A 23289-nucleotide genomic window follows, 5' to 3' on the forward strand; every position below is an offset into this window, starting at 1 on the left:
TCGCTCCTACAGGTTGTTCACCGTACCTGTGGGAGCGGGCTTGCCCGCGAAGGCGTCATCCGCCTCACAACAAATTCGAAGGCGTCAGCTGCTCCCCACGCCACTCAAACGCCACCGGCGCCAACACCTGATCAATCCGCGCTTCACTCCACAACGTCGCAAAGCTCTTGCCGACACCTGGATGCACACGATCGGGCGCAATCAGCGACAAAGGCCACAACACAAAGGCATTTTTCAGAATCTCCACCCGCGGCAGAATCAAACCATCGAAGTTGCCCACCAGATCGCCGAACAGCAGCACGTCGATATCCAGCGGCAAACCCTTGCGGTCCGGCGCGTAACGCCCGTTGTCCGCCTCAATGAATTTCAATCGACGGTCCAGCTCCACCAGCGGTAGATCGGTGTAAGCCGAGATCACGAAATTGAAAAACGGCCCGCTTTTGATCCCCACTGGCTGGCTTTCGAATACCGCCGAGCAGCGTATATCCACCAGGAAACCTGCCAAGGCTTCCAGCCCAGCCTGCAAATGGGACTCGCGCTCGATATTGCTGCCGAGCCCGAGATACACCTGAGTCAGCGACATCCGCGCTCGATCTCCACGCCCACACCACCCGTGGCAGCCGGGATTGCACCTGGCTTGGTCAGCTTGAGGCGCATCCAGGTGATGTTGAACTCACCCATCAGGACCTCAACCAGGCGCTCGGCAAACGTCTCGACCAGCTGGTACTGCGCCTGCTCGGCAAACGCCTGGATGCGCGATGAAACGCTCGCGTAATCGAGCGCCAGGGTCAGGTCGTCACCGGCAGCGGCCGGGCGGTTATCCCAGGCGAAACTCAGATCAAGACGCAAGCACTGTCGGATGCCTCGCTCCCAGTCGTAGGCACCAATCACGGTGTCGACTTCCAGGCCCTCGATAAACACTCTGTCCAAGCACTTTTCTCCGCTACACGACAAGGGCGCGATGCGCCGTTAGAATCAGGGCGTCCTCGCCCGGAATAGTTAGCATGTTTTGGTTACTGGCGACCCTCGCCTACCTGCTCGGCTCTCTGTCCTTTGCCATTTTGCTCAGCCGCCTGACCGGTCACCCCGATCCGCGAATGAGTGGCTCGGGCAATGCCGGCGCCACCAACATGCTGCGCCTGGCCGGCAAAAAGCTCGCCACCCTGACCTTGCTCGGCGACCTCTGCAAGGGTCTGCTGCCAGTGTTGATCGCAGGTGCTGCGGGTCTTTCGCTGCAAGATCAGGCCTGGATCGGCATCTGCGCCGTCATCGGCCACCTGTTCCCGTTGTACTTCCGCTTTCGCGGCGGCAAGGGTGTCGCCACCGCTGCCGGAATGTTACTGGGTCTCTATCCGCCTGCGGCACTGCTGGCGGTCTGCGCCTGGCTGCTGACGTTCTACCTGACCCGCACCAGCTCGCTCGCCGCATTGATCGCCACGCCGCTGACCCTGCCATTGCTGGCCTGGCAAGAGCCGGCAGCACTGCTGCCCATGAGCGCGCTCACAGGGCTGATCGTCTGGCGTCATCGCGGCAATCTACGCGACCTGTTTGCCGGGCGCGAACGGCATTTTTAATACCGCACGCGAACACCGCTCATCACAGCGCCGACAATTGCTCCATCGGCCAGCGCGCCTGAACGCTGATCGCCAGGCTTTCATGCTGGCCAGCTTGCAAGCGCTGGCAACCGGCGAACGCAATCATCGCGCCATTATCCGTACAGAACTCCGGACGGGCATAAAACACATCGCCGCGCATGTCCCCGAGCATTTTCTCCAGGGAAGAGCGCAATGCCTTGTTGGCGCTGACGCCCCCAGCGATCACCAGACGCTTCATACCCGCCTGCTTCAGGGCACGCTTGCACTTGATGGTCAAAGTCTCCACCACGGCCTGCTGGAACGCCAGCGAGATGTCGCAACGGGCTTGCTCACTGTCGTCCCCGGCGCTGACGCATTGCTGCCAGGTATTCAGGGCGAAGGTTTTCAAGCCGCTGAAGCTGAACGCCAGGCCGGGACGGTCACACATCGGACGCGGAAAAGTGAATCGCCCTGCAACCCCTTGCTCCGCCAGACGCGCGATTTCCGGGCCGCCCGGATAATTGAGACCCATCATCTTCGCGGTCTTGTCGAACGCCTCACCGGCAGCGTCGTCAAGGGTCTCGCCCAAGAGCGTGTATTGACCGATACCATCGACCTGAACGAGCTGCGTATGACCACCCGACACCAACAAAGCGACGAACGGAAATTGCGGTGGTTGCTTCTCCAGCATGGGCGCCAGCAAATGGCCTTCCATGTGGTGCACCCCGAGAGCTGGAATGCCCCAGGCAAAGGCCAGCGCCTGAGCACAGGAAGCGCCCACCAACAGCGCCCCCACCAAGCCGGGACCCGCGGTATAGGCGATCGCATCGATCTCGGTCGGCACGCAGTCGGCTTCAGCCAACACCTGACGAATCAAGGGCAGCATACGTTTGACGTGGTCACGCGAAGCCAGCTCCGGCACCACTCCGCCATAGGCACGGTGCAGGTCGATCTGGCTGAACAGCGCGTCGGCCAGCAGGCCACGTTCACTGTCGTAAAGTGCGACACCGGTTTCGTCGCAGGAGGTTTCTAATCCCAGTACTAGCATGGGTTTGCGCCTTGTTTAGGCTGAATTCGAAGGCGCGCATAATAGTCGCCACGTGATGTCCCGACTAGCGGTTTTCGATCAGAGGCTTTGCATTCCGAGCGATGAGGGGTTAACATCCGCAACCCTTAAAAACCGACGTCTTCAAGTGCTCTTTTGCCACGAGGATGTTGACCCCGGTAATGAATGAAGGTAGCTCTGGATGCCAGCCGTCAAAGTAAAAGAGAACGAACCCTTCGACGTAGCTCTGCGTCGTTTCAAGCGCTCCTGCGAAAAAGCCGGTGTACTGGCTGAAGTTCGTAGCCGCGAATTCTACGAGAAGCCGACTTCTGAGCGTAAGCGCAAAGCAGCAGCCGCTGTCAAGCGTCACGCCAAGAAAGTTCAGCGCGAACAGCGCCGCGCCGTTCGTCTGTACTAATACACAGACGTTCATAGCAAGCTTCTGCCAAGCCCGGCCCTCAGCCGGGCTAATGGCATTTGCGGAATACGCTTGATGCTTCACCGTCAAAGCCGCAGACGCGACCGAGACAAACCTGCTTCACACGTCAGACCTGGCTCTTGCCAGCGGTGCACGTCTTTTCTGACGAGCCTTCCAAGGCTACTGACGAGCACACCCACTGATTCCTCTCACGACGATCAGCCCAAGGCACCTCCTTGCGTGCCCGCTTATGAGCGATCCGAGACCATCATTGTGGTCGCAGCGGATTCAGCGCAACACTTTCAAATAGTCGAATACTGATTGGCACTAACGTCAGTGGATTTTCGGCAGATACACTTCCCGATAGCGATAACGCAGACGACACCGGTCGAGCCGCACATTTTGCGCGCCTCAAACAACGACCCGCGCTCGGCCGCCCTTCGTTATGGGTCCAAATTTCAGCGCAGATGACGAGAACGCCATGGCCGGGCTAATTCCCCAGAGCTTCATTGACGACCTTCTGAACCGCACCGACATCGTCGATGTGGTCAGCTCGCGCCTGCAAATGAAAAAGGCCGGCAAGAACTACACCGCCTGCTGCCCTTTTCACAAAGAAAAAACCCCGTCCTTCAGCGTCAGCCCCGACAAACAGTTCTATTACTGCTTCGGCTGCGGCGCTGGCGGCAATGCCCTCGGCTTCATGATGGACCACGACAACCTGGATTTCATCCAGGCTGTCGAAGAACTGGCCAAGGCCGCCGGCATGGAAATTCCCCGCGAAGAAAGCGGCCGCCCGCACAAACCGCGGCAGCCGACCGACTCGCCGCTATACCCGCTGCTCACGGCTACCGCCGACTTCTACCGCCAGGCCCTCAAAAGCCATCCATCGCGCAAAGCCGCTGTGGACTACTTGAAAGGTCGCGGGCTGACCGGCGAAATCGCCCGGGATTTCGGCCTCGGATTCGCCCCACCTGGCTGGGACAATCTGTTCAAGCACTTGAGCAGCGATACCCTGCAACAGAAAGCCATGGTCGATGCCGGGCTGTTGATCGAGAACGCCGAAACCGGCAAACGCTATGATCGTTTTCGCGATCGAGTAATGTTCCCGATCCGCGACAGCCGCGGGCGTATTATCGCTTTCGGCGGCCGGGTTCTGGGCGACGACAAACCGAAATACCTGAATTCACCGGAAACTCCGGTATTTCACAAGGGCCAGGAACTCTATGGCCTTTATGAAGCGCGCAAGAACAACCGCAACCTCGACGAAATCATTGTCGTCGAAGGCTACATGGACGTCATCGCCCTGGCCCAGCAAGGTTTGCGCAATGCCGTAGCCACCCTGGGCACCGCCACCAGCGAAGAGCACTTGAAACGACTGTTTCGCGTCGTCCCCAACGTGCTGTTCTGCTTCGACGGCGACCAGGCTGGCCGCAACGCCGCATGGCGAGCGCTGGAAGCCACCCTGCCCTGCCTGCAGGACGGGCGTCGGGCACGTTTCCTGTTCCTGCCCGAGGGCGAAGATCCGGATACGCTGGTCCGCTCCGAAGGCACCGATGCGTTCCGCGCACGGATCAACCAGCACGCACAGCCGCTGGCGGATTATTTCTTCCAGCAACTGACAGAAGAATCAGACCCGCGCTCACTCGAAGGCAAGGCCCACATGGCCACCCTCGCCGCGCCGCTGATCGACAAGGTCCCGGGTGCCAACCTGCGCATCCTGATGCGCCAGCGCCTGAGCGAGATTACCGGGCTTAGTGGCGAAGCCGTGAGCCAGTTGGCGCATAGCGCTCCTCAGGATGCGCCACCGGCCTACGATCCAGGCATCGATTACGACGCCATGCCGGACTACAGCGACTACCATCAGCCGCAGCCACAAGAGATGTACGTGCCGCAGCAGGAGTGGACGCCGAAGAAACCAGGCGCCGGCGGCAAGAAATGGGACAAGAAACCGTGGGACAAGAATGGCAAGCGCGGCGGTGATCGCGATCAACATAGCGCGCCGCGCACGCCCATTGGCGTGGAAGCGCCGACACTGATCGCTCTTCGCACGCTCATCCATCACCCGGAACTGGCTGGCAAGGTAGAAACCGCCGATCACTTCGCCAATGAGAGCAACACCTACGCGCAACTGTTGGTGGCCCTGATCGAAGCCGTGCAAAAAAATCCTAAGCTAAACTCAATCCAGTTGATGGCCCGATGGCACGGGACTGAGCAGGGACGTCTACTCAAGGCATTGGCTGAAAAGGAATGGCTGATTGAGGGCGGAAACCTTGAACAACAGTTTTTAGACACCATTACTAGGCTATCGGCAGGTCAACACACGGATAGCCTGGAAGCACTCATCAGAAAAGCAAGGCAGCCAGGATTGACCCCAGAGGAAGCAAATCAGATAGCAAATCAGATGCGCGACCTATTAAAACGCAATATGGCGACACCAAACCCGACCTCAACTGGCGCGTGAGGTCATAGCTCAGGTATAATCCTCGGCTTGTTTTTTGCCCGCCAAGACCTTCAGTGGATAGGGTGTTATGTCCGGAAAAGCGCAACAGCAGTCTCGTATCAAAGAGTTGATCACACTTGGTCGTGAGCAGGGTTACCTGACTTACGCGGAGGTCAACGACCACCTGCCGGAGGATATTTCAGATCCGGAACAGGTGGAAGACATCATCCGCATGATCAATGACATGGGGATCAACGTATTCGAGGTTGCGCCAGATAAGGATTCCCTTATGCTGGCCGACGCCGATACCGACGAAGCCGCGGCCGAAGAGGCAGCAGCAGCGTTGGCTGCGGTCGAGACCGACATTGGTCGCACCACCGACCCGGTGCGCATGTACATGCGTGAAATGGGTACGGTAGAGCTCCTCACGCGTGAAGGCGAAATCGAAATCGCCAAACGTATTGAAGAGGGCATCCGCGAAGTGATGGGCGCAATTGCGCACTTCCCTGGCACGGTTGACCATATTCTCTCCGAGTACACTCGCGTCACCACCGAAGGTGGCCGCCTGTCCGACGTCCTGAGCGGTTATATCGACCCGGACGACGGCATTGCGCCGCCTGCAGCCGAAGTGCCACCGCCTGTCGACCCGAAAGCCGTGAAAACGGACGACGACACCGACGACGATGACGCCGAAGCGAGCGATGACGAAGAAGAAGCCGAAAGCGGTCCGGATCCGGTCATCGCCGCACAGCGCTTTGGCGCCGTCGCCGACCAGATGGAAATCACCCGCAAGGCCCTGAAAAAGCACGGTCGTGGCAACAAGCTGGCAATCGCCGAGCTGATTGCCCTGGCTGAGCTGTTCATGCCGATCAAACTGGTTCCGAAGCAATTCGAAGGCCTGGTCGAGCGTGTTCGCAGTGCCCTGGATCGTCTGCGTCAACAAGAGCGCGCGATCATGCAACTTTGCGTGCGTGATGCCCGCATGCCGCGTGCCGACTTCCTGCGCCAGTTCCCGGGCAATGAAGTCGACGAAAGCTGGTCCGACGGCTTGGCCAAGGGCAAAGGCAAATACGCCGAAGCCATTGGTCGCCTGCAACCGGACATCATTCGTTGCCAGCAAAAGCTGATCGCGCTGCAAACCGAAACCGGTTTGACGATCGCCGAGATCAAGGACATCAACCGTCGCATGTCGATCGGTGAGGCCAAGGCCCGCCGCGCGAAGAAAGAGATGGTTGAAGCGAACTTGCGTCTGGTGATCTCCATCGCCAAGAAGTACACCAACCGTGGCCTGCAATTCCTCGATCTGATCCAGGAAGGCAACATCGGTCTGATGAAAGCGGTAGACAAGTTCGAATACCGTCGCGGCTACAAATTCTCGACTTATGCCACCTGGTGGATCCGTCAGGCGATCACTCGCTCGATCGCCGACCAGGCCCGCACCATCCGTATCCCGGTGCACATGATCGAGACGATCAACAAGCTCAACCGCATTTCCCGGCAGATGTTGCAGGAAATGGGTCGCGAACCGACCCCGGAAGAGCTGGGCGAACGCATGGAAATGCCTGAGGACAAGATCCGCAAGGTATTGAAGATCGCTAAAGAGCCGATCTCCATGGAAACCCCGATCGGTGATGACGAAGACTCCCATCTGGGCGACTTCATCGAAGACTCGACCATGCAGTCGCCCATCGATGTTGCGACCGTTGAGAGCCTTAAAGAAGCGACTCGCGAAGTGCTGTCCGGCCTCACTGCCCGTGAAGCCAAGGTACTGCGCATGCGCTTCGGTATCGACATGAATACCGACCACACCCTCGAGGAGGTTGGTAAGCAGTTCGACGTGACCCGTGAGCGGATTCGTCAGATCGAAGCCAAGGCGCTGCGCAAGCTGCGCCACCCGACGAGAAGCGAGCATCTGCGCTCCTTCCTCGACGAGTGATCACAAAACCCCCGGCCCAGGCCGGGGGTTTTGCTTTTTGCAGATAAAATTTCCCACGCGTCACTCCCGCCTGATTGCCCGTCTACACTCGAAACATTCCCCCGTGCCGCAACGAGACCGTTATGCCCAGACTGCCGACCGTGTTTTTTTTGCTGTCGCTGATAACCTGGACCGCAACGGCTGGCGCGCTGACTCTGACAGACGAAGAACGTAGCTGGCTGGCGGCGCACCCGGACTTGCGCCTGGGCGTTGACGCGTCCTGGCCGCCCTTCGAGTTTCGCGACGACCAAGGCCGCTATCAGGGTCTTGCAGCGGACTACATCAACATGATTCGCAAACGCCTGGCCATCAAGCTCACGCCCATCGAGCCGGTCAGCTGGACGGTTGTGCTGGAACAGGCCAAACAAGCGAAGCTGGACCTGCTGCCAGGCATCATGTCGACCCCGGAGCGCCAGAGTTACCTGTCGTTCACCCGTCCCTACCTGGACTTTCCGATTGTCATTCTTGCCCATGTCGGAGGTCCCCAGCCGCGCAAACTGGTAGACCTGTACGGTCTGAAAATCGCCGTGGTGGAAAATTACGCCCCCCATGAGCTGCTGCGTACGCACCATCCTGATCTGAACCTGGTGGCAATGCCGAATGTCAGCTCAGCCTTGCAGGCACTGGCCACCGATGAGGTGGACGCCGTGGTCGGAGATCTCGCCTCCAGTATCTGGAGCCTGCGCCAGCTCAAGCTCGACGGGCTTTATGTCAGCGGCGAGACACCCTATCGCTATCAACTGGCCATGGGCGTGCCCAAGGACAACAAAGTGCTGGTGGGCATCCTGGACAAGGTCCTGGCCGATATGACCCCGGAGGAAATCAGCGCTATCCAGGAGCATTGGGTCGGCAACGTCCTCGATCATCGAGCGTTCTGGGCCGATTTGCTGGTTTACGGCCTACCCGGATTACTGCTGTTGATCGGTGTGCTGGCGACGGTGATCCGGATCAACCGCCGGCTGAGTTCGGAAATCGCCCGCCGGGTCGATCTGGAACAGGAACTGCGCAGCAGCGAATACCACTACCGCGGACTGGTAGAGAGTCTTTCGGCCATCGCCTGGGAAGCAAGGATCACCGATTTCACCTACAGCTACGTATCGCCCCACGCCGAGGATCTGCTCGGCTATCCCCTGTCTCACTGGCTGATACCGGGCTTCTGGCGCAACATCATTCACCCCGCTGACCTGACCCGCGCCCAGACCTTCTGCGATCAAGAAGTCCTGGCCAGGCGCGATCACAGCCTCGATTACCGGGTCATCACCGCCGACGGCCGTTGCCTGTGGGTGCGCGACATCGTCAGCCTGATCGAGCACGGCCATGAACCGGTGATGCGTGGGCTGATGATCGACATCAGCGATGCCAAGCGTACCGAAGAAGCGTTGCGCCTGTCGGAACAGAAGTTCGCCTCGGTATTCCAGCAATGTCCGGACATTCTGGTCATCGCGCGGCTCTCTGACGGTTGTTTGCTGGAGGTCAACAAAGCATTCGAAGAACAGATCGGCCTCAAGGCTGAAGACGTCATCGGCCAGACCGCCAGAGACCTGAACATCTGGGGCATCCCCGGCGTCGGGCCGGGATTGTTGCAGCGGTTGCAGGCCGGCAGCATTCGTAACCTGGAGATGCCCTTTCGTCGCAACAATGGTCAGGTGTTTACCGGCCTGATTTCCGCCGAACAGTTCGACCTCGACACCACCCCTGCGCTGGTGGTCGTCGTGCGCGATATCAGTCAGCTCAAGGAAACCCAACAACAGCTGCAAACCTCCGAAGAGAAATTCGCCAAGGCGTTCCATGCCTCTCCGGACGGTTTGCTGCTGTCCCGGCAAAGCGACGGCTTGCTGCTGGAGGTCAACGAAGGGTTCAGCCGCATCACCGGGTTCAACAGTGCGATGTCCGTGGATCGCTCGGTGCTCGAACTGGGGATCTGGGTCAACCTCAACGAACGCAAACAGATGCTCGACCTGCTGCACCGCGACGGTTTCGTCCGCGATTTCAGCTGCCACATCCGCCGCAGCGACGGGCAGATCCGCCTATGCGAGGTGTCCAGCCGTCCGCTGCCGATCGGCGACGAAGATTGCATGCTGACCATCGCCCGGGACATCACCGAGCGGCACCTGATGCAGGAAAAACTGCAACAGGCCGCCACCGTGTTCGAAAGCACCGCCGAAGGGGTATTGATCACTGACACTCAACAACACATCAGTGCGGTCAACCGCGCGTTTACCGAAATCACCGGCTACAGCGAGAGCGAAGCATTGGGCCACACCCCTCGCCTGCTGGCCTCGGGCCTGCACGACAGCGCGTTTTATGCGGCCATGTGGCATCAACTGACCGCCGAAGGGCATTGGCAGGGCGAGATTTCCAACCGACGCAAGAACGGCGAGCTCTATCCGAGCTGGCTGACCATCAGCGCGGTGCGCAACCGGGACAAGTTCATCACCCACTTTGTCGCCGTGTTCGCAGACATCTCCAGCCTCAAGCACGCCCAGGCCAAGCTCGACTACCAGGCGCACCACGACCCGCTGACCGGCCTGCCGAACCGCACCCTGTTCGAGAGCCGGCTGCTGACCGCGCTCAACAACCAACAGGAAAACGGCGGACAGGGCGCCGTGCTGTTCCTCGACCTGGACCGCTTCAAACACATCAACGACAGCCTGGGTCACCCGGTCGGCGACCTGTTGCTCAAAGGCATCGCCGTGCGCCTCAAGGAACAGCTGCGCGATATCGATACCGTGGCGCGCCTGGGCGGCGACGAATTCATCATCCTGCTCCCCGGCCTGCAGCAATCCAGTGACGCCGACAACATCGCGACCAAGCTGCTCAATTGCTTCGGCGCACCGTTCCAGGCCGGCCAGCACGAGTTTTTCATCAGTGCCAGCATCGGCACCAGCCTCTATCCCAAAGACGGCTGTGACGTCGCCACACTGGTCAAGAACGCCGACGCGGCGATGTATCGCTCCAAGGCCAAGGGGCGCAATCGGGTCGAAAGCTATACCCGCGACCTCACTGCCCAAGCCAGCGAGCGCGTTGCACTGGAGCATGAACTGCGGCGTGCCATCGAGCGCAATGAGCTGTTCCTGCACTATCAGCCAAAGATCAGCCTCGACGACCATCGCCTGGTCGGCGCCGAAGCGCTCATTCGTTGGCGTCATCCGACCTTTGGCGATGTGCCGCCGGAACACTTCATCCCCCTGGCCGAAGAAAACGGCATGATCCTGCAGATCGGCGACTGGGTACTCGAGACCGCCTGCCGGCAGATGTACGAATGGAACCAGGTCTACGAATGCCTCGGCCCACTGTCGGTCAACCTCGCCGGTGCGCAACTGCGTCAGCCAAACCTGCTCGGCCGCATCGAACAATTGCTCAAGGAGAACGGCCTCAGACCCGATCTCCTGCAACTGGAAATCACCGAAAACTTCATCATGAGCCAGGCTGAAGAAGCACTGGCCGTGCTGCATCAACTCAAACACCTGGGCGTGCAACTGGCGATCGACGACTTCGGTACCGGCTATTCGTCCCTGAGCTACCTCAAGCGCCTGCCGCTGGACATCCTCAAGATCGACCAGTCCTTCGTTCGCGGCCTGCCGGACGATCCCCACGATGCGGCCATCGTTCGCGCCATCATCGCCTTGGGCCGCAGCATGCAATTTACCGTGATTGCCGAGGGCGTCGAGACCCTCGCGCAGCAGCAATTCCTCGCTGCGCAGGGCTGTGAACAGATCCAGGGCTACATCGTCAGCCTGCCCTTGCCCCCGGCCGAATTCGCCGCGACGTTTCTTCGTACAGCTTTATTGGATTTTTCGGATAGCACAGCCGAGAAACCATCGCTATAATCCGCGGCCTACTGAGGGCCTATAGCTCAGTTGGTTAGAGCAGAGGACTCATAATCCTTTGGTCCACGGTTCAAGTCCGTGTGGGCCCACCAAACAAATCAAAGGCTTACGTCATTCAGACGTAGGCCTTTTTTGTTTCTGGGGTTTTCGTACCTGTATAAAGTCTGTAAGGCGAGCCTGCCACCTGTCGGGGCGCAGATTCCGCCGTGCTGGGCTGTCGCTAGGTGGATGCTGGCGCTATACCTATGCCGCAGACAAACCTGTTGGGAAGGCGCTTACGCTGCACAGCCGAGGCAGTTGCGCCAGCATCCAGCCGACGCTAAACCCGACCTTGGCATTTTCAGTGGCAAGAACCTGTGGGACCTACAAGCGAACGTCGATCCAAGTAACGTCATCTTCCAAGTCGGTGATTGTGATCTCAGGCGACTTTAAGGCTTCAGCCTGGCGAACCTCGCTCATTTCACCCCAGAAGCCGTCTGTAGCGAATACAAACCGCTCGCCTGCCACCGCACTTCGAACCACGATCTCGGGCTCAGGCGCCCTGCCGGCCTTATAGCTTCGAGTAATCCGGTGGCGCGCTGGATCGCATGCCAGCTCGCGGTGTGATCGGTCGCGCTTCCAGTTGGCAAGGCAATGAGGTGACGTGATCCAGTCGATCCGACCCTCGGCATTGACCACACCGCAGCCGCAGTCGCCTTCGTATGCGATCGTCAGCAGGTCATTGACAACCACGGCTACCAAGTAACTTGTTGACCCAGACCACTCGGCAAACAGAGGGGCATGCATATCAGCGAGCACTGACCGAATCAACTGTGTAGCCAAGTCATGGGTATCGTCGCCGACTCCCTGCCCGACTCCCGATTGATAAGTGTCTATCAATCCTTTAACAAACCCTTGGGCAAGTTGGCCGCTGTCGGGAACTTTTCTTCCTGCCCATGCAAGCTGGCCATTTTGAACAGCAGCAAAATACCTTGACTCTTCATGAAGCCCTCTAGCCTCTCTGTCCACATTCCATAAAACGTGGACAGCTGCCACATGCACTATCTAACACAGTCAACATCTTTATGAGGCTCCTGCGATAAGCGGAGCAAGCACAAAGCCGGCAGCGAGGGCAGCTGGGTGATGCTCATCCACAACGCCCTCTATGACACTGGATATCCGGTATGCAGGTACGGTTGGCCTCGGTTCATCCGTCGTCGATTCATAATCCTTTGGTCCACCGTTCAAGTCCGTGTGGGCCACCAAACAAGAAAGCACGCAATGCGCGGCTTTTTCGTGTCTGACGATTGGATGTGCAGATAATTTTTATTTCTCAGTTTTTGCAAAGTTCTCAATCTTTACCTGTCCCTTAGGAAAGGTTGCAATGATCTCCAGCTCACCGCCCATGCCGCGGATATAATTGCGTAGCGTGCTGATGTACATATCGGTACGTCGTTCCAATCTTGAGATCGCGGCCTGGTTGACGTGCAGCGTTTTAGCCAAGGTCTCCTGGGTCAACTCCTGAGCCCTACGCAATTCGTGCAGGGGCATTTCTTTCAGGTGCTGCCGGCACAGCTGCTCTACGTTAGCGCGAGATTCCGGCGTCATGCGAGCTTGAAGTTCAGCAAATTTCTTAGCCATTATTGCGGCCCTCTTTGCGCAGTGTTTCCAAATGTGCGTCATACAATTTATCCGCCAGGCAATATGCCCTCCAAGGAATGATGCGTGTGAAATGTTGTCAAGAAGCTTCAAATAAAGGCCTTTTACATGTTTTGCGTTTAAATGTTGTTTACTTAAGGTGTCGCAATATCGGATGACGCCCGCAGACCTTGTAGGCAAACTCCGAATCTTGCGTTTGGGCACTTTGATGCCTTGTTGGGCTTTTCTTCGACGGGATACTCTCCGGATGTCGCTGACCATTCAGCGATCGGGCTTGGAAACCCGTCGAAATTAGTCGCAACAGCGCCCCTTCACGATTGCAAAGGCTTTTGTAGCTTGCGCTTGAGTTATGGCGGCTGTGCGCGGGACGTCTTCGGACGTGCCGGTTTCCTAATTTCCCGGTTTTCCAACCTGCGCACAGCTGCCACCCATTCGCTTGGAAACGAACGAGGCAGCTCCTCAAATTAGGAGTGACACAATGACTAAAACAAATCCGTCCGAACCCTCAGAGCTGAAAACCATCGGTTTTACGCCCTTCATCTACTGCTCGAACCAGCCGCTGTTCCATGTCAGTCGTGGCGTTCCCATTGCTGATGCCTTGGCCCAGGCTTCCGACCTGCTGTTCCTCGCCAAAGCACTTACCGTGGATGCCGCCTACACGAAAGACACCGACTGCCATGCCTGGGCCGCGCACTATCTGACGGCGATGAGCAAAGCGGTGATCGATGATGTCGTGAAAGTGCTGAAACGATGACCTGCCCGAACTGCAGCGGGTCTGAAGAGTAGCGGCGCTCCCATGAGTGCGCCCCGATTTATCGGGGCTCCGCCCTCAGCTCAAGAAACTACACATAACGCTGGAATAGCCTGCACTGGCCGCAGCCGTTCAAGCATTTCCCCCGTCAACACAACCTCATACGTATCCCCCGCCCTTCCCCACTGCTCCACCATGACCATGCCGTCCACCAACGCCAATGCCAATTCGGTAATCGTGTCGGCCAACGCCTCCACGATTTCTTGAGTCCGCAGCCACACGCGATCGGTAATCTCCTTGAGCTCCGCCGTTATGCGGTCAGACGACGCGGGATCCGTATCGGGGTAGGCGATGTTGCGTAGCAGTTGCTGCAACTCCCTTACTTTTGCGTAATCCTGTTCCGCCCCAAGGCCTCCTTTGAGGATGGTGGTCGCTTTCGGCTTATCAACGAGTTTCCTGGGCGAATGTGTTGAAGATAATGTCTGCCCCATGGCGCCCGCCAAGAGGACCATCATCCGGGCTTGCAAATACTCCTTCATCGCGTCTATCGACGAAATTGACCGCGCCAAGGTGATGGAAGCGCCCCCTTGATGCCGTAAGTCCATGGTCACTGTCAGGGTCACGCCGCCCGTTGCAAACCCCAAGGCACGGGCCATGACGTAGTGCGCCATTTCGTGATGTGCGATCTGCAATGCATGATCCCGTACAGCGGGAGGCATCTTTTTCGTCATTTGCGTCACCTCGCATCCCTGGATTTCGCATTCGACTACGAGTCAGTGTGGGTGTCCATCCTGACGATCCGTTGATGGCATAGAGCTTGGTTGTCACCAAGGGAAGCGCATCTGCCCACAAGGCGTTCGCGTAGCGCTGAAAGTAACTTGCCAATACTTCCACCCAGTTGCAAAACACAGCTGTTTTACTTAATCTTGCCGGTAATATACCCGCCATGCCTATGGATGCTTATGCAACAAGCACAAATTGCGCGGGTCTTTCAGGGTGTGATAACGCCTAACAAAAAGCCGCGCAATTGCGCGGCTTTTTCGTACCTTCGATTCAGCCTTTACTTAGGCAACGCATACGCAATCACGTAGTCCCCACGATCCGTCGACTGCCGCGCACCGCCAACAGTAAGCAGGATGTACTGCTTGCCCGTTTTCGGCGAAACATAGGTCATCGGCCCGGACTGACTCCCCACCGGCAAACGCGACTTCCAGATTTCATTACCATTGCCCGTATCGAAAGCACGCAGGTAGAAGTCCTGAGTACCCGCGAAGAACAGCAGGCCCGACTGGGTCGCCAGCGACGCACCAAGGGTCGGCATGCCGATCGGGATCGGCAGGTGCATGCGGATGCCCAGCGGACCAGTGTCCTGCACCGTGCCGACCGGAACCTGCCACATCAGCTTGCGAGTCTTGAGGTCGATGGCGGACATGGTGCCGAACGGTGGTTTCTGGCACGGAATGCCGGCCGCCGACAGGAAGCGTTCGCGCATGGCGCCGAACGGTGTGCCTTCCTGCGGCACCACGCCCATTTCGATTCCGCTGGCCCCGGCGGCGATCTTGTCGCGGGGGATCATGTAGTTGGCCAAGCCCAGGCGCATGTCGTTGACGAACATGTAGTTCGTGTTCGGATCAACCGAGACGCTGCCCCAGTTCATGCCACCCAGGGAACCCGGGAACTGCAAGGCACGGTCCATGCCCGGCGGGGTGTAGACGCCTTCATGGCGCATGCCTTTGAACTGGATGCGGCACATCAACTGGTCGAAAGGCGTGGCGCCCCACATGTCCGATTCGGTGAGTGTCTGGTTGCCGATGGACGGCATGTCCACCGAGAACGGCTGGGTCGGCGAGTAGCGTTCGCCAGGCACGTTGCCTTGCGGGACCGGACGCTCTTCGACGCGGGCGATCGGCACGCCGGTTTCGCGGTTGAGCAGGAAGATCTCGCCCTGTTTGGTGACTTGCGCCAGGGCTGGCTGAGTGCCGCCCTTATCGTCTGGCACGTCGTACAGCAGCGGCTGGGCTGGCAGGTCGAAGTCCCACAGGTCGTGGTGAGTGGTCTGGAAATGCCAGCGCACCTGACCGGTCTTCACGTCGATGGCGACGATGGACGAGCTCCACTTGTCGTCAAATTCAGTGCGTTGGCCGGCGAAGAAGTCCGGCGTGGCGTTGCCGGTGGGCAGGTAAACCAGACCGAGCCTGGCATCGTAGGACATGGCCGACCAGACGTTCGGTGTGCCACGGGTATAGGTTTCGCCGGCTGGCGGACGTTTGGTGGTGTTCGGGTTACCCGGATCCCAGGCCCACACCAGCTCACCGCTGCGCACGTCGTAGGCACGGACCACACCTGGCGGTTCGCCGGTGGAATAGTTATCGGCCACGCGGCCGCCGATGATCACCACGTCCCCTGCTACCAGCGGGGTCGAGGTCTGCTGGTAATAACCGGGCTTCACTTCGCCCATGTCGGTGGTCAGGTCGACCGTGCCTTTGTTGCCAAACTCTTCACACGGCTGGCCGGTTTCGGCATTGAGCGCGATCAGACGGGCGTCACCGGTTGGCAGGAACAGACGTTTGGTACAGGCCGATGGCTGCTCGACTGTAGATGCAGCACTCGCGTCGGAGTAACCCAGGCCCCGGCAGCGCTGCCAGTTTGGCGCGGTGCCCTGCGGATCGAACTTCCAGCGCTGGGCGCCGGTGTCGGCATCCAGGGCAAAGACTTTGCCGTAGGCGGTGCAGGTGTAGACGGTGTCGCCGATTTGCAGCGGCGTGTTCTGGTCTTCGGCGCCGGCGCCGGTGCTTTGCGGAATGTCGCCGGTGCGGAAGGTCCAGGCCACTTGCAGCTGGTCGATGTTGCCTTTGTTGATCTGGTCCAGCGCGGCAAAGCGGTTGCCGGCGGTGGTGTTGCCCCAATGCGCCCAGTCTTTCTGCTCAGTGCCCGCAGCGACCGGCGTCACAGCGGGTTCACTGCTGGCCTTGACCACATGGGTGGGCACGAACATGTAGGCCAGCGTTGCAACGACGCCAACGCCCAGAATGCCAGCCAGACCGTAGGCGCCACGGCCCGCCGTCGCGCCCGAGGCACGCACCAGGGTCGGGTAGATCAACGCGACAACCAGGCCGATCACGGCGAAGGTCAGTACCCGCGAAACCAGCGGCCAGTATTCGAACCCTGCGTCCCATACCGCCCAGATCGCCGTCAGGATCAGGGCCAGGCCATACAGCCATGCACCCTGGGGTTTACGCCGGGCGATCATCAGCCCGGACACCAGCATCGCCAGGCCCATCAGCAGAAAGTACGCGCTGCCGCCGAGCGAGATCAGATAGCCCCCGCCGCCGGCCAAGCCAAGCCCGATCAAGGCGATCAGGACACCCAGCCCCACCAGCAACCATTTGCTGCCGCCGGCAGCCCCAGAATTATTCATGTCGGAAATTTTCCCCATTTGTGACAAGCGCGGAATAATGTACGAACTAGTTACTTATGGCAAATTGTCGCAGGCAAAAATGGCATGAACGGTATTGAGCCTAGATCAAACATCCGGGTAACGAGCTGTGCCTGTAACATGCATGCCCACTGCTTTATGCCCCTGGAGCCCGACCTTGCCCGACACCCGTCCGCCCGTCCTTGACGAAATCGACCGCCAATTGATCGCGGCCCTGCAAATCAATGCCCGCGAAAGCGTGGCCATGCTCGCCCGGCAATTGGGGATTGCCCGCACGACCGTGACCTCGCGGCTGGCGCGACTGGAAAAGGCCAAAGTGATCACCGGTTACGGTGTGCGTTTGGGGCAGCGGGTGGTGGATGGCGGATTGCAGGCGTACGTCGGGATCACGGTGCAGCCGCGATCCGGGAAGGAAGTGTTGCGCCGGCTCAGTGCCATGGCTCAGGTACAGCAGCTGTGTGCGGTGAGTGGCGAATTTGATTATGTGGCGTGGCTACGCACTGAGTCGCCGGAGCAGCTGGATCAGTTGCTGGATCAGATCGGCAGTGTGGATGGGGTGGAGAAGACGACGACGTCGATCATCTTGAGCAGCAAGATTGATCGGGGGCAGCCGGTTTGAGTTTCTGCCTGCAGAACTTCGGTGTCTGATCGGGCCTCTTCGCGGGCAAGTCGGATCGCCGCACCGCTCGCTCCTACATGGTCGGTGTGTAGCAAATATTCGTCATATTGTTAAATCAATTAGCAAAACGACGACACTTTGCGTCTTATTAACGTGTTCTACGCTCTCTAGAATGGCTGACATCTTTTCCTATACTCAGATGCGCATTCCGCGTCGGGTCGCCAGCAAGGTCAGCCATGAACAAGAACAATCGCCATCCTGCAGACGGTAAAAAACCGGTTACCATTTTTGGCCCGGACTTTCCTTTCGCCTTCGACGACTGGATCGAACACCCGGCGGGCCTGGGCAGCATTCCCGAGCACAATCACGGTGCCGAGGTAGCGATTGTCGGTGCCGGTATCGCCGGTCTGGTGGCGGCTTACGAATTGATGAAGCTGGGCCTCAAGCCCGTCGTCTACGAAGCTTCGAAAATGGGCGGTCGCCTGCGTTCCCAGGCGTTCAACGGCGCCGAAGGCATCGTCGCCGAACTGGGCGGCATGCGCTTCCCGGTATCGTCCACCGCGTTTTATCACTACGTCGACAAACTCGGCCTGGAAACCAAGCCCTTCCCGAACCCGCTGACCCCTGCCTCTGGCAGCACCGTGATCGATCTGGAAGGCAAGACCCATTACGCCCAGAAACTGGCGGATCTTCCGGCACTGTTCCAGGAAGTGGCCGACGCCTGGGCCGATGCCCTGGAAGCCGGTTCGCAGTTCTCCGATATCCAGCAAGCGATCCGCGACCGCGACGTGCCACGCCTCAAGGAACTGTGGAATACCCTGGTTCCACTCTGGGACGACCGCACCTTCTATGACTTCGTTGCGACCTCCGAAGCGTTCGCCAAACTGTCGTTCCATCACCGTGAAGTATTCGGCCAGGTCGGTTTCGGCACCGGCGGCTGGGATTCGGACTTCCCCAACTCGATGCTGGAAATCTTCCGCGTGGTGATGACCAACTGCGACGATCACCAGCACCTGGTGGTCGGCGGCGTGGAACAAGTGCCGCAGGGCATCTGGCGCCATGTGCCGGAACGCTGCGTGCACTGGCCCGAGGGCACCAGCCTCAGTTCGTTGCACAGGGGCGCTCCGCGTTCCGGCGTGAAGAAAATCGCCCACGCAGCGAACGGCCGTTTTACGGTCACTGACAACTACGGCGACACCCGCGAATACGCGGCGGTACTGACCACCTGCCAGAGTTGGCTGTTGACCACCCAGATCGAGTGCGACGAAACCCTGTTCTCGCAAAAAATGTGGATGGCCCTGGACCGCACCCGCTACATGCAGTCGTCGAAAACCTTCGTGATGGTCGACCGCCCGTTCTGGAAGGACAAGGATCCGGAAACCGGCCGCGACCTGATGAGCATGACCCTCACCGATCGCCTGACCCGCGGCACCTATCTTTTCGACAACGGCGACGACAAGCCGGGGGTGATTTGCCTGTCGTACTCATGGATGAGCGACGCGCTGAAAATGCTCCCGCACCCGGTGGAAAAACGCGTCAAGCTGGCGCTGGATGCCTTGAAGAAGATCTACCCGAAAGTCGACATTGCCGCACGGATCATCGGCGACCCGATCACCGTGTCCTGGGAAGCCGACCCGCATTTCCTCGGGGCTTTCAAAGGCGCCCTGCCCGGCCACTACCGCTACAATCAGCGGATGTACGCGCATTTCATGCAGGCCGACATGCCGGCCGAGCAGCGCGGTATTTTCATCGCCGGCGACGACGTTTCGTGGACGCCGGCCTGGGTCGAAGGCGCGGTGCAGACATCGCTCAATGCGGTGTGGGGCATCATGAAACACTTCGGTGGTGAAACTCACGCCGAGAACCCGGGCCCAGGCGATGTGTTCAACGAGATCGGTCCGATCGCCCTGCCCGAGTAAGAGGAATCCGAAATGCGCGTAGCCCTTTACCAATGTCCACCCTTGCCCCTGGAGGTTGCCGGCAATCTGCAACGCCTGCATCAACTGGCGCTGGAGGCCAAGGGCGCCGACTTGCTGGTGCTGCCGGAGATGTTCCTGACCGGCTACAACATCGGCCTCGATGCAGTCAGCGTGCTGGCGGAAGTGCACAACGGTGAGTCGGCGCAGCAGATCGCGCGCATCGCCAGAAACGCAGGGATTGCCATTTTGTATGGCTATCCCGAGCGCGCCGAAGACGGGCAGATCTACAACGCCGTGCAATTGATCGACGCCCATGGCGAGCGCCTGTGCAACTACCGCAAGACGCATCTGTTCGGCGATCTCGATCGCTCGATGTTCAGCGCCGGCAAGGATGATTTCCCGCTGGTTGAGCTCAATGGCTGGAAGCTCGGCTTTTTGATCTGTTACGACCTGGAATTTCCGGAAAACGCCCGGCGCCTGGCCCTGGCCGGTGCCGAGCTGATTCTGGTACCCACGGCAAACATGATTCCCTACGACTTCATCGCCGACGTCACCGTCCGCGCACGGGCCTTCGAAAACCAGTGTTATGTGGCCTACGCCAACTATTGTGGGCAAGAAGGCGACATCCACTACTGCGGCCAGAGCAGTATCGCCGCACCGGATGGGAGCCGCATTGCCCAGGCGGGCCTCGATGAAGCACTGATCGTCGGCGAGCTGGATCGCCAGTTGATGGTCGATTCCCGCGCCGCCAATCGCTACCTCCTCGATCGCCGCCCCGAGCTTTACCGCGACCTGCACAAGCGCTGATCCACTTAAGGGGCATTCTCGATGAGTTTCCCCGCCGCGGTGTGGAAACTCATTGAGAACGCCCCCTAATCCGCTAGCATTAGCGCTTCTCTGTTCTGGAAGTGCTCATGCCTGCGCTGAATCACCCCCGCCTTCATACTGAAACCCTGGCCAACGGCCTGCGGGTGACGTTGCGTCATGCTCCCGATTTGAAGCGTTGCGCTGCGGCGTTGCGCGTCGCCGCGGGCAGCCACGATGTGCCGCTGGCCTGGCCTGGTTTGGCGCACTTTCTTGAACACCTGTTGTTCCTCGGTACCGAGCGTTTTCCTGCAGGCCAAGGCCTGATGGCCTACGCACAAGTTCACGGCGGGCAGGTAAACGCGCAAACCTGTGAACGCACAACCGACTTCTTTTTTGAAGTGTCCCCTCAGGCGTTTAGCGGTGGGCTGCAGCGTCTGTCAGACATGCTCGCTCACCCGCGTATGAATCCGGACGATCAGCGGCGGGAACGGGAAGTGCTGCACGCAGAATTTGTCGCCTGGTCCCGGGATGCGATGGCCCGGCAGCACTTTGCGCGGTTTGATGGCGTTTGCGCAGCTCACCCGTTGCGCGCGTTTCATGCGGGCAATCGCTACAGCCTGCCGCTGCCGCAGACTGAGTTTCAGCAGGCGCTGAAGAATTTCCATCAACGGTTTTATCAGACCGGGCAGATGACGCTGAGCCTGGTGGGGCCGCAGAGTATCGATGAGTTGAAGTCGATGGCTCAACGCTTTGGCGCCGACCTTTCGGTAGGGAAAAAAGTTTCGCAACAAACCCCTGTGCCGCTGATGGAGCCTTCAAGCAATAGTTATCAACAGGCCGGCGAGGGTCGGCTGGATCTGTTGTTTGCCTTCGAAGCGCTGCCCGATTCATCGGCCGAAGCCTTGGCGTTCCTGTGCCATTGGTTGAACGCGGCAAAACCGGGGGGGCTGCTCGCGGCATTGCGCGCCGGCGGGACGGCTGACAGCCTGAAAGCCACGCCGCTGTACCGGTTCGGTGGACAAGCGTTGCTGCACATCGAATTCACCTTGCCCACCCACGCAACCCACGCCGGGATCCGCGAGCAGCTGCTGGACTGGCTGGGCTTTTTTGCCTCTGGGCAAGATTGGAGCGCGTTGCGCGAAGAGTACGCCGCCCTGTTGCGACGTCAGCAGCAAGTCAGCGCGGCCCTGCAACTGGCCCGATTGGACAGCGAGCAGCTTGAGAGCGGTTTATCCGACCAGGGCGTCGTTGCCCTGAAGGAGATCCTCCAGCAAATGGGCGCTGTGGATAACTTCAGCAGCCATTGGCAATTGCCGACAGCCAACCCGTTTTTATGTGCTGAACCTCAAGCGCCGAGTGCCGGACTGATCCGCGGCCAGACCAGCAGACACCGCGGTCTGCGAACCTTTGCTCAGGATCGCATGCGCAGTCGCCGCGAACACTCGCCGATGCACTTCAGCCAGGCATTGCCGGATCACACGGCTGAAGGTGCCGTATACCTGCGTTGGCGCCTGGACTCGGCGCCTGGCAGCAAGCTTCAATCTGCACTGGAAAACCGCCTGCAACCCTTGCGTGACGATGCTCGTCAGGCAGGTGTCGAGTTTTCTCTCAGCGCTTCGGGCAATGAATGGCTGCTGAAAATGACCGGTCTGCAAGAGCCGATGCCGATAGTCCTCGAGCATGCGCTGAAAGAACTGACAAATGCTGATGTCGCTGTCTCACAAGCGACATCGACAAGCACCCCACTGATGCCGATTCGACAACTGCTCAAGGCACTGTCGGAGCGCTGCCTTGAGCAAACGCCTGAATCGGACGACTGGCAGCAGCTTTGGGCGAATGCACGCTGGGAGGGGCTGGCGACCGGCCTGTCCGCCCGGACTCAAGCGGCGATGGGCCTGGCCTTGAGCCGAGTACCGGGCAACCCGGACAAACAGCTGACACCACTTTCACCGATCTGCTCACAGCACCTCTGGCACTGCATCGACACCGGCTTCAGCGAGCACGCGCTATTGCTCTTCTGCCCGAGCGCAACCCGCAGCATCGCCGACGAAGCCGCCTGGCGCTTGCTCGCTCACCTGTGCCAGACACCGTTCTACCAGCGCCTGCGGGTAGAGCTGCAACTGGGCTATGCAGTCTTCAGCGGCCTGCGTCAGGTTCACGGGCAGACCGGGCTATTATTCGGCGTGCAATCACCGAGCGTGGCGCCTGCGGACCTGCTGGGGCACATCGAACAATTCCTGAATGCCTTGCCGGGGATGATCGATGGCATCGATGACTTGACCTTCGTCGGCCAACGCCAGGCGTTGGCCGATCAGTTCGTCAGCACCGCGCTGCCCCTCGCTCAGGCCGCCGAACTGTTGTGGCAGGGCAAACTGGCAGGCCACTCGTCGGATTACCTGACCCGACTACCCGAGGCGATTCTGAAGATCGACCGCCCAGCCCTGCTCGACGCCGCCCAGCGACTGAATAAGGCCGACGGTGGTTGGCGCTGCCTGGCCAGCAGCCCGGGGCCGAGTGCGCCCTGGCAAGCGGCAAACTGATCATTACCGGTGCTGCAATGAGCTTTCTCAAAGATTCGCGGCCAATCATTCTGAAATTTTGAGTAACATAGCCGCCTAACTATCTGAACATCTCCGACTGGAGGTGGACTATATGTATAGGTATCCACTGTCCCATCTACCTGAAAGGAGCACTCTTATGTCCTGGTCCAAACCTGCTTACACCGACCTGCGTATCGGCTTTGAAGTCACCATGTACTTCGCAAGCCGCTAAGTTCTGCCGTTTAGGTGGAGAATGATGTGCAACGCCTCGGTTCGCCGAGGCGTTTTTATTTTCAG

At 59.3% G+C, this 23289-nt stretch carries 18 protein-coding genes and 1 tRNA gene; 12 read left to right on the top strand and 7 right to left on the bottom strand.

Annotation, left to right across the window (positions count from 1 at the left end):
* Nucleotides 1–64: 64 nt before the first annotated feature.
* On the bottom strand, nucleotides 65–583 hold the full coding sequence (gene folK, locus F8N80_RS25280) for a 2-amino-4-hydroxy-6-hydroxymethyldihydropteridine diphosphokinase (RefSeq protein ID WP_150746009.1): 519 nt from the start codon (nucleotides 581–583) through the stop codon (nucleotides 65–67).
* Nucleotides 574–930 carry a dihydroneopterin aldolase gene (gene folB, locus F8N80_RS25285; protein ID WP_150746010.1) on the bottom strand — a complete coding sequence of 119 codons (357 nt, stop codon included), beginning with the start codon at nucleotides 928–930 and terminating at the stop codon, nucleotides 574–576. The genes folK and folB overlap by 10 nt, the downstream gene beginning before the upstream one ends.
* Nucleotides 931–1004: 74 nt before the next feature.
* Between folB and plsY the strand changes: the two genes are divergently transcribed.
* Complete coding sequence (gene plsY / locus F8N80_RS25290; RefSeq protein ID WP_150746011.1) at nucleotides 1005–1574, top strand: glycerol-3-phosphate 1-O-acyltransferase PlsY; 570 nt, start codon at nucleotides 1005–1007, stop codon at nucleotides 1572–1574.
* 22 nt (nucleotides 1575–1596) lie between these two features.
* Here plsY and tsaD read toward each other — a convergent pair whose 3' ends face one another.
* A complete protein-coding gene (gene tsaD, locus F8N80_RS25295; RefSeq protein WP_150746012.1) occupies nucleotides 1597–2622 on the bottom strand; it encodes a tRNA (adenosine(37)-N6)-threonylcarbamoyltransferase complex transferase subunit TsaD in 1026 nt (341 codons plus the stop codon).
* Nucleotides 2623–2821: 199 nt separating this feature from the next.
* On the opposite strand from tsaD, the gene rpsU reads away from it, so the two are divergent.
* From rpsU to F8N80_RS25320, 5 genes are all read left to right on the top strand, one after another.
* Nucleotides 2822–3037 (top strand): 30S ribosomal protein S21, encoded by a 216-nt coding sequence (gene rpsU / locus F8N80_RS25300; RefSeq protein WP_002551877.1) that lies wholly within the window; start codon nucleotides 2822–2824, stop codon nucleotides 3035–3037.
* A gap of 481 nt (nucleotides 3038–3518) precedes the next feature.
* Complete coding sequence (gene dnaG, locus F8N80_RS25305; RefSeq protein ID WP_150784935.1) at nucleotides 3519–5498, top strand: DNA primase; 1980 nt, start codon at nucleotides 3519–3521, stop codon at nucleotides 5496–5498.
* 67 nt (nucleotides 5499–5565) lie between these two features.
* Nucleotides 5566–7413 carry an RNA polymerase sigma factor RpoD gene (rpoD, locus tag F8N80_RS25310; RefSeq protein WP_150746014.1) on the top strand — a complete coding sequence of 616 codons (1848 nt, stop codon included), beginning with the start codon at nucleotides 5566–5568 and terminating at the stop codon, nucleotides 7411–7413.
* A gap of 122 nt (nucleotides 7414–7535) precedes the next feature.
* Nucleotides 7536–11282 (top strand): EAL domain-containing protein, encoded by a 3747-nt coding sequence (locus F8N80_RS25315; protein ID WP_150746015.1) that lies wholly within the window; start codon nucleotides 7536–7538, stop codon nucleotides 11280–11282.
* A gap of 15 nt (nucleotides 11283–11297) precedes the next feature.
* Nucleotides 11298–11374: transfer RNA gene (locus F8N80_RS25320), tRNA-Ile, on the top strand.
* A gap of 271 nt (nucleotides 11375–11645) precedes the next feature.
* Here the strand turns inward: F8N80_RS25320 and F8N80_RS31255 are convergent.
* Nucleotides 11646–12317, bottom strand: coding sequence for a serine/threonine protein phosphatase (locus tag F8N80_RS31255; protein ID WP_191632979.1), 672 nt, complete (start codon nucleotides 12315–12317; stop codon nucleotides 11646–11648).
* Between the two features lie 270 nt (nucleotides 12318–12587).
* A complete protein-coding gene (locus tag F8N80_RS25335; protein WP_150747166.1) occupies nucleotides 12588–12902 on the bottom strand; it encodes an XRE family transcriptional regulator in 315 nt (104 codons plus the stop codon).
* 496 nt (nucleotides 12903–13398) lie between these two features.
* On the opposite strand from F8N80_RS25335, the gene F8N80_RS25340 reads away from it, so the two are divergent.
* Nucleotides 13399–13674 (top strand): DUF3077 domain-containing protein, encoded by a 276-nt coding sequence (locus F8N80_RS25340; RefSeq protein WP_150747165.1) that lies wholly within the window; start codon nucleotides 13399–13401, stop codon nucleotides 13672–13674.
* A gap of 80 nt (nucleotides 13675–13754) precedes the next feature.
* Here the strand turns inward: F8N80_RS25340 and F8N80_RS25345 are convergent, their stop codons facing one another.
* Entirely contained in the window at nucleotides 13755–14402 is a 648-nt protein-coding gene (locus F8N80_RS25345; protein ID WP_150784936.1) for a peptidase M41, read from the bottom strand.
* A gap of 329 nt (nucleotides 14403–14731) precedes the next feature.
* Nucleotides 14732–17089 carry a glucose/quinate/shikimate family membrane-bound PQQ-dependent dehydrogenase gene (locus F8N80_RS25350; protein WP_150784937.1) on the bottom strand — a complete coding sequence of 786 codons (2358 nt, stop codon included), beginning with the start codon at nucleotides 17087–17089 and terminating at the stop codon, nucleotides 14732–14734.
* 175 nt (nucleotides 17090–17264) lie between these two features.
* Between F8N80_RS25350 and F8N80_RS25355 the strand changes: the two genes are divergently transcribed.
* The 5 genes from F8N80_RS25355 to pqqA all read left to right on the top strand — a co-directional run bounded on the left by F8N80_RS25355 (nucleotide 17265) and on the right by pqqA (nucleotide 23224).
* On the top strand, nucleotides 17265–17726 hold the full coding sequence (locus F8N80_RS25355; RefSeq protein WP_109635345.1) for an Lrp/AsnC family transcriptional regulator: 462 nt from the start codon (nucleotides 17265–17267) through the stop codon (nucleotides 17724–17726).
* Nucleotides 17727–17962: 236 nt separating this feature from the next.
* On the top strand, nucleotides 17963–19645 hold the full coding sequence (locus F8N80_RS25360) for a flavin monoamine oxidase family protein (protein WP_150747162.1): 1683 nt from the start codon (nucleotides 17963–17965) through the stop codon (nucleotides 19643–19645).
* Between the two features lie 12 nt (nucleotides 19646–19657).
* Entirely contained in the window at nucleotides 19658–20452 is a 795-nt protein-coding gene (locus F8N80_RS25365; RefSeq protein WP_150747161.1) for a carbon-nitrogen hydrolase family protein, read from the top strand.
* Between the two features lie 107 nt (nucleotides 20453–20559).
* Nucleotides 20560–22992, top strand: coding sequence for a pyrroloquinoline quinone biosynthesis protein PqqF (pqqF, locus tag F8N80_RS25370; protein WP_150784938.1), 2433 nt, complete (start codon nucleotides 20560–20562; stop codon nucleotides 22990–22992).
* 157 nt (nucleotides 22993–23149) lie between these two features.
* The gene (gene pqqA / locus F8N80_RS25375; protein ID WP_009045898.1) at nucleotides 23150–23224 is read left to right on the top strand and encodes a pyrroloquinoline quinone precursor peptide PqqA; all 75 of its coding nucleotides are present in this window, start codon (nucleotides 23150–23152) and stop codon (nucleotides 23222–23224) included.
* The last annotated feature ends 65 nt before the right edge of the window (nucleotides 23225–23289 follow it).

Source organism: Pseudomonas fluorescens (genome assembly GCF_902497995.1).
GTDB classification, from domain to species: Bacteria; Pseudomonadota; Gammaproteobacteria; order Pseudomonadales; family Pseudomonadaceae; genus Aquipseudomonas; species Aquipseudomonas fluorescens_BK.

Excerpts from the sequence above, each read along its gene's own strand:
- F8N80_RS25350 (WP_150784937.1), bottom strand. The coding sequence starts at position 17,089 with ATGAATAATTCTGGGGCTGCCGGCGGCAGCAAATGGTTGCTGGTGGGG.
- rpoD (WP_150746014.1), top strand. The coding sequence starts at position 5,566 with ATGTCCGGAAAAGCGCAACAGCAGTCTCGTATCAAAGAGTTGATCACA.
- tsaD (WP_150746012.1), bottom strand. The coding sequence starts at position 2,622 with ATGCTAGTACTGGGATTAGAAACCTCCTGCGACGAAACCGGTGTCGCA.
- F8N80_RS25335 (WP_150747166.1), bottom strand. The coding sequence starts at position 12,902 with ATGGCTAAGAAATTTGCTGAACTTCAAGCTCGCATGACGCCGGAATCT.
- F8N80_RS25360 (WP_150747162.1), top strand. The coding sequence starts at position 17,963 with ATGAACAAGAACAATCGCCATCCTGCAGACGGTAAAAAACCGGTTACC.
- plsY (WP_150746011.1), top strand. The coding sequence starts at position 1,005 with ATGTTTTGGTTACTGGCGACCCTCGCCTACCTGCTCGGCTCTCTGTCC.
- F8N80_RS25340 (WP_150747165.1), top strand. The coding sequence starts at position 13,399 with ATGACTAAAACAAATCCGTCCGAACCCTCAGAGCTGAAAACCATCGGT.
- dnaG (WP_150784935.1), top strand. The coding sequence starts at position 3,519 with ATGGCCGGGCTAATTCCCCAGAGCTTCATTGACGACCTTCTGAACCGC.
- F8N80_RS25365 (WP_150747161.1), top strand. The coding sequence starts at position 19,658 with ATGCGCGTAGCCCTTTACCAATGTCCACCCTTGCCCCTGGAGGTTGCC.
- folK (WP_150746009.1), bottom strand. The coding sequence starts at position 583 with ATGTCGCTGACTCAGGTGTATCTCGGGCTCGGCAGCAATATCGAGCGC.
- F8N80_RS25345 (WP_150784936.1), bottom strand. The coding sequence starts at position 14,402 with ATGACGAAAAAGATGCCTCCCGCTGTACGGGATCATGCATTGCAGATC.
- F8N80_RS25315 (WP_150746015.1), top strand. The coding sequence starts at position 7,536 with ATGCCCAGACTGCCGACCGTGTTTTTTTTGCTGTCGCTGATAACCTGG.
- rpsU (WP_002551877.1), top strand. The coding sequence starts at position 2,822 with ATGCCAGCCGTCAAAGTAAAAGAGAACGAACCCTTCGACGTAGCTCTG.
- pqqF (WP_150784938.1), top strand. The coding sequence starts at position 20,560 with ATGCCTGCGCTGAATCACCCCCGCCTTCATACTGAAACCCTGGCCAAC.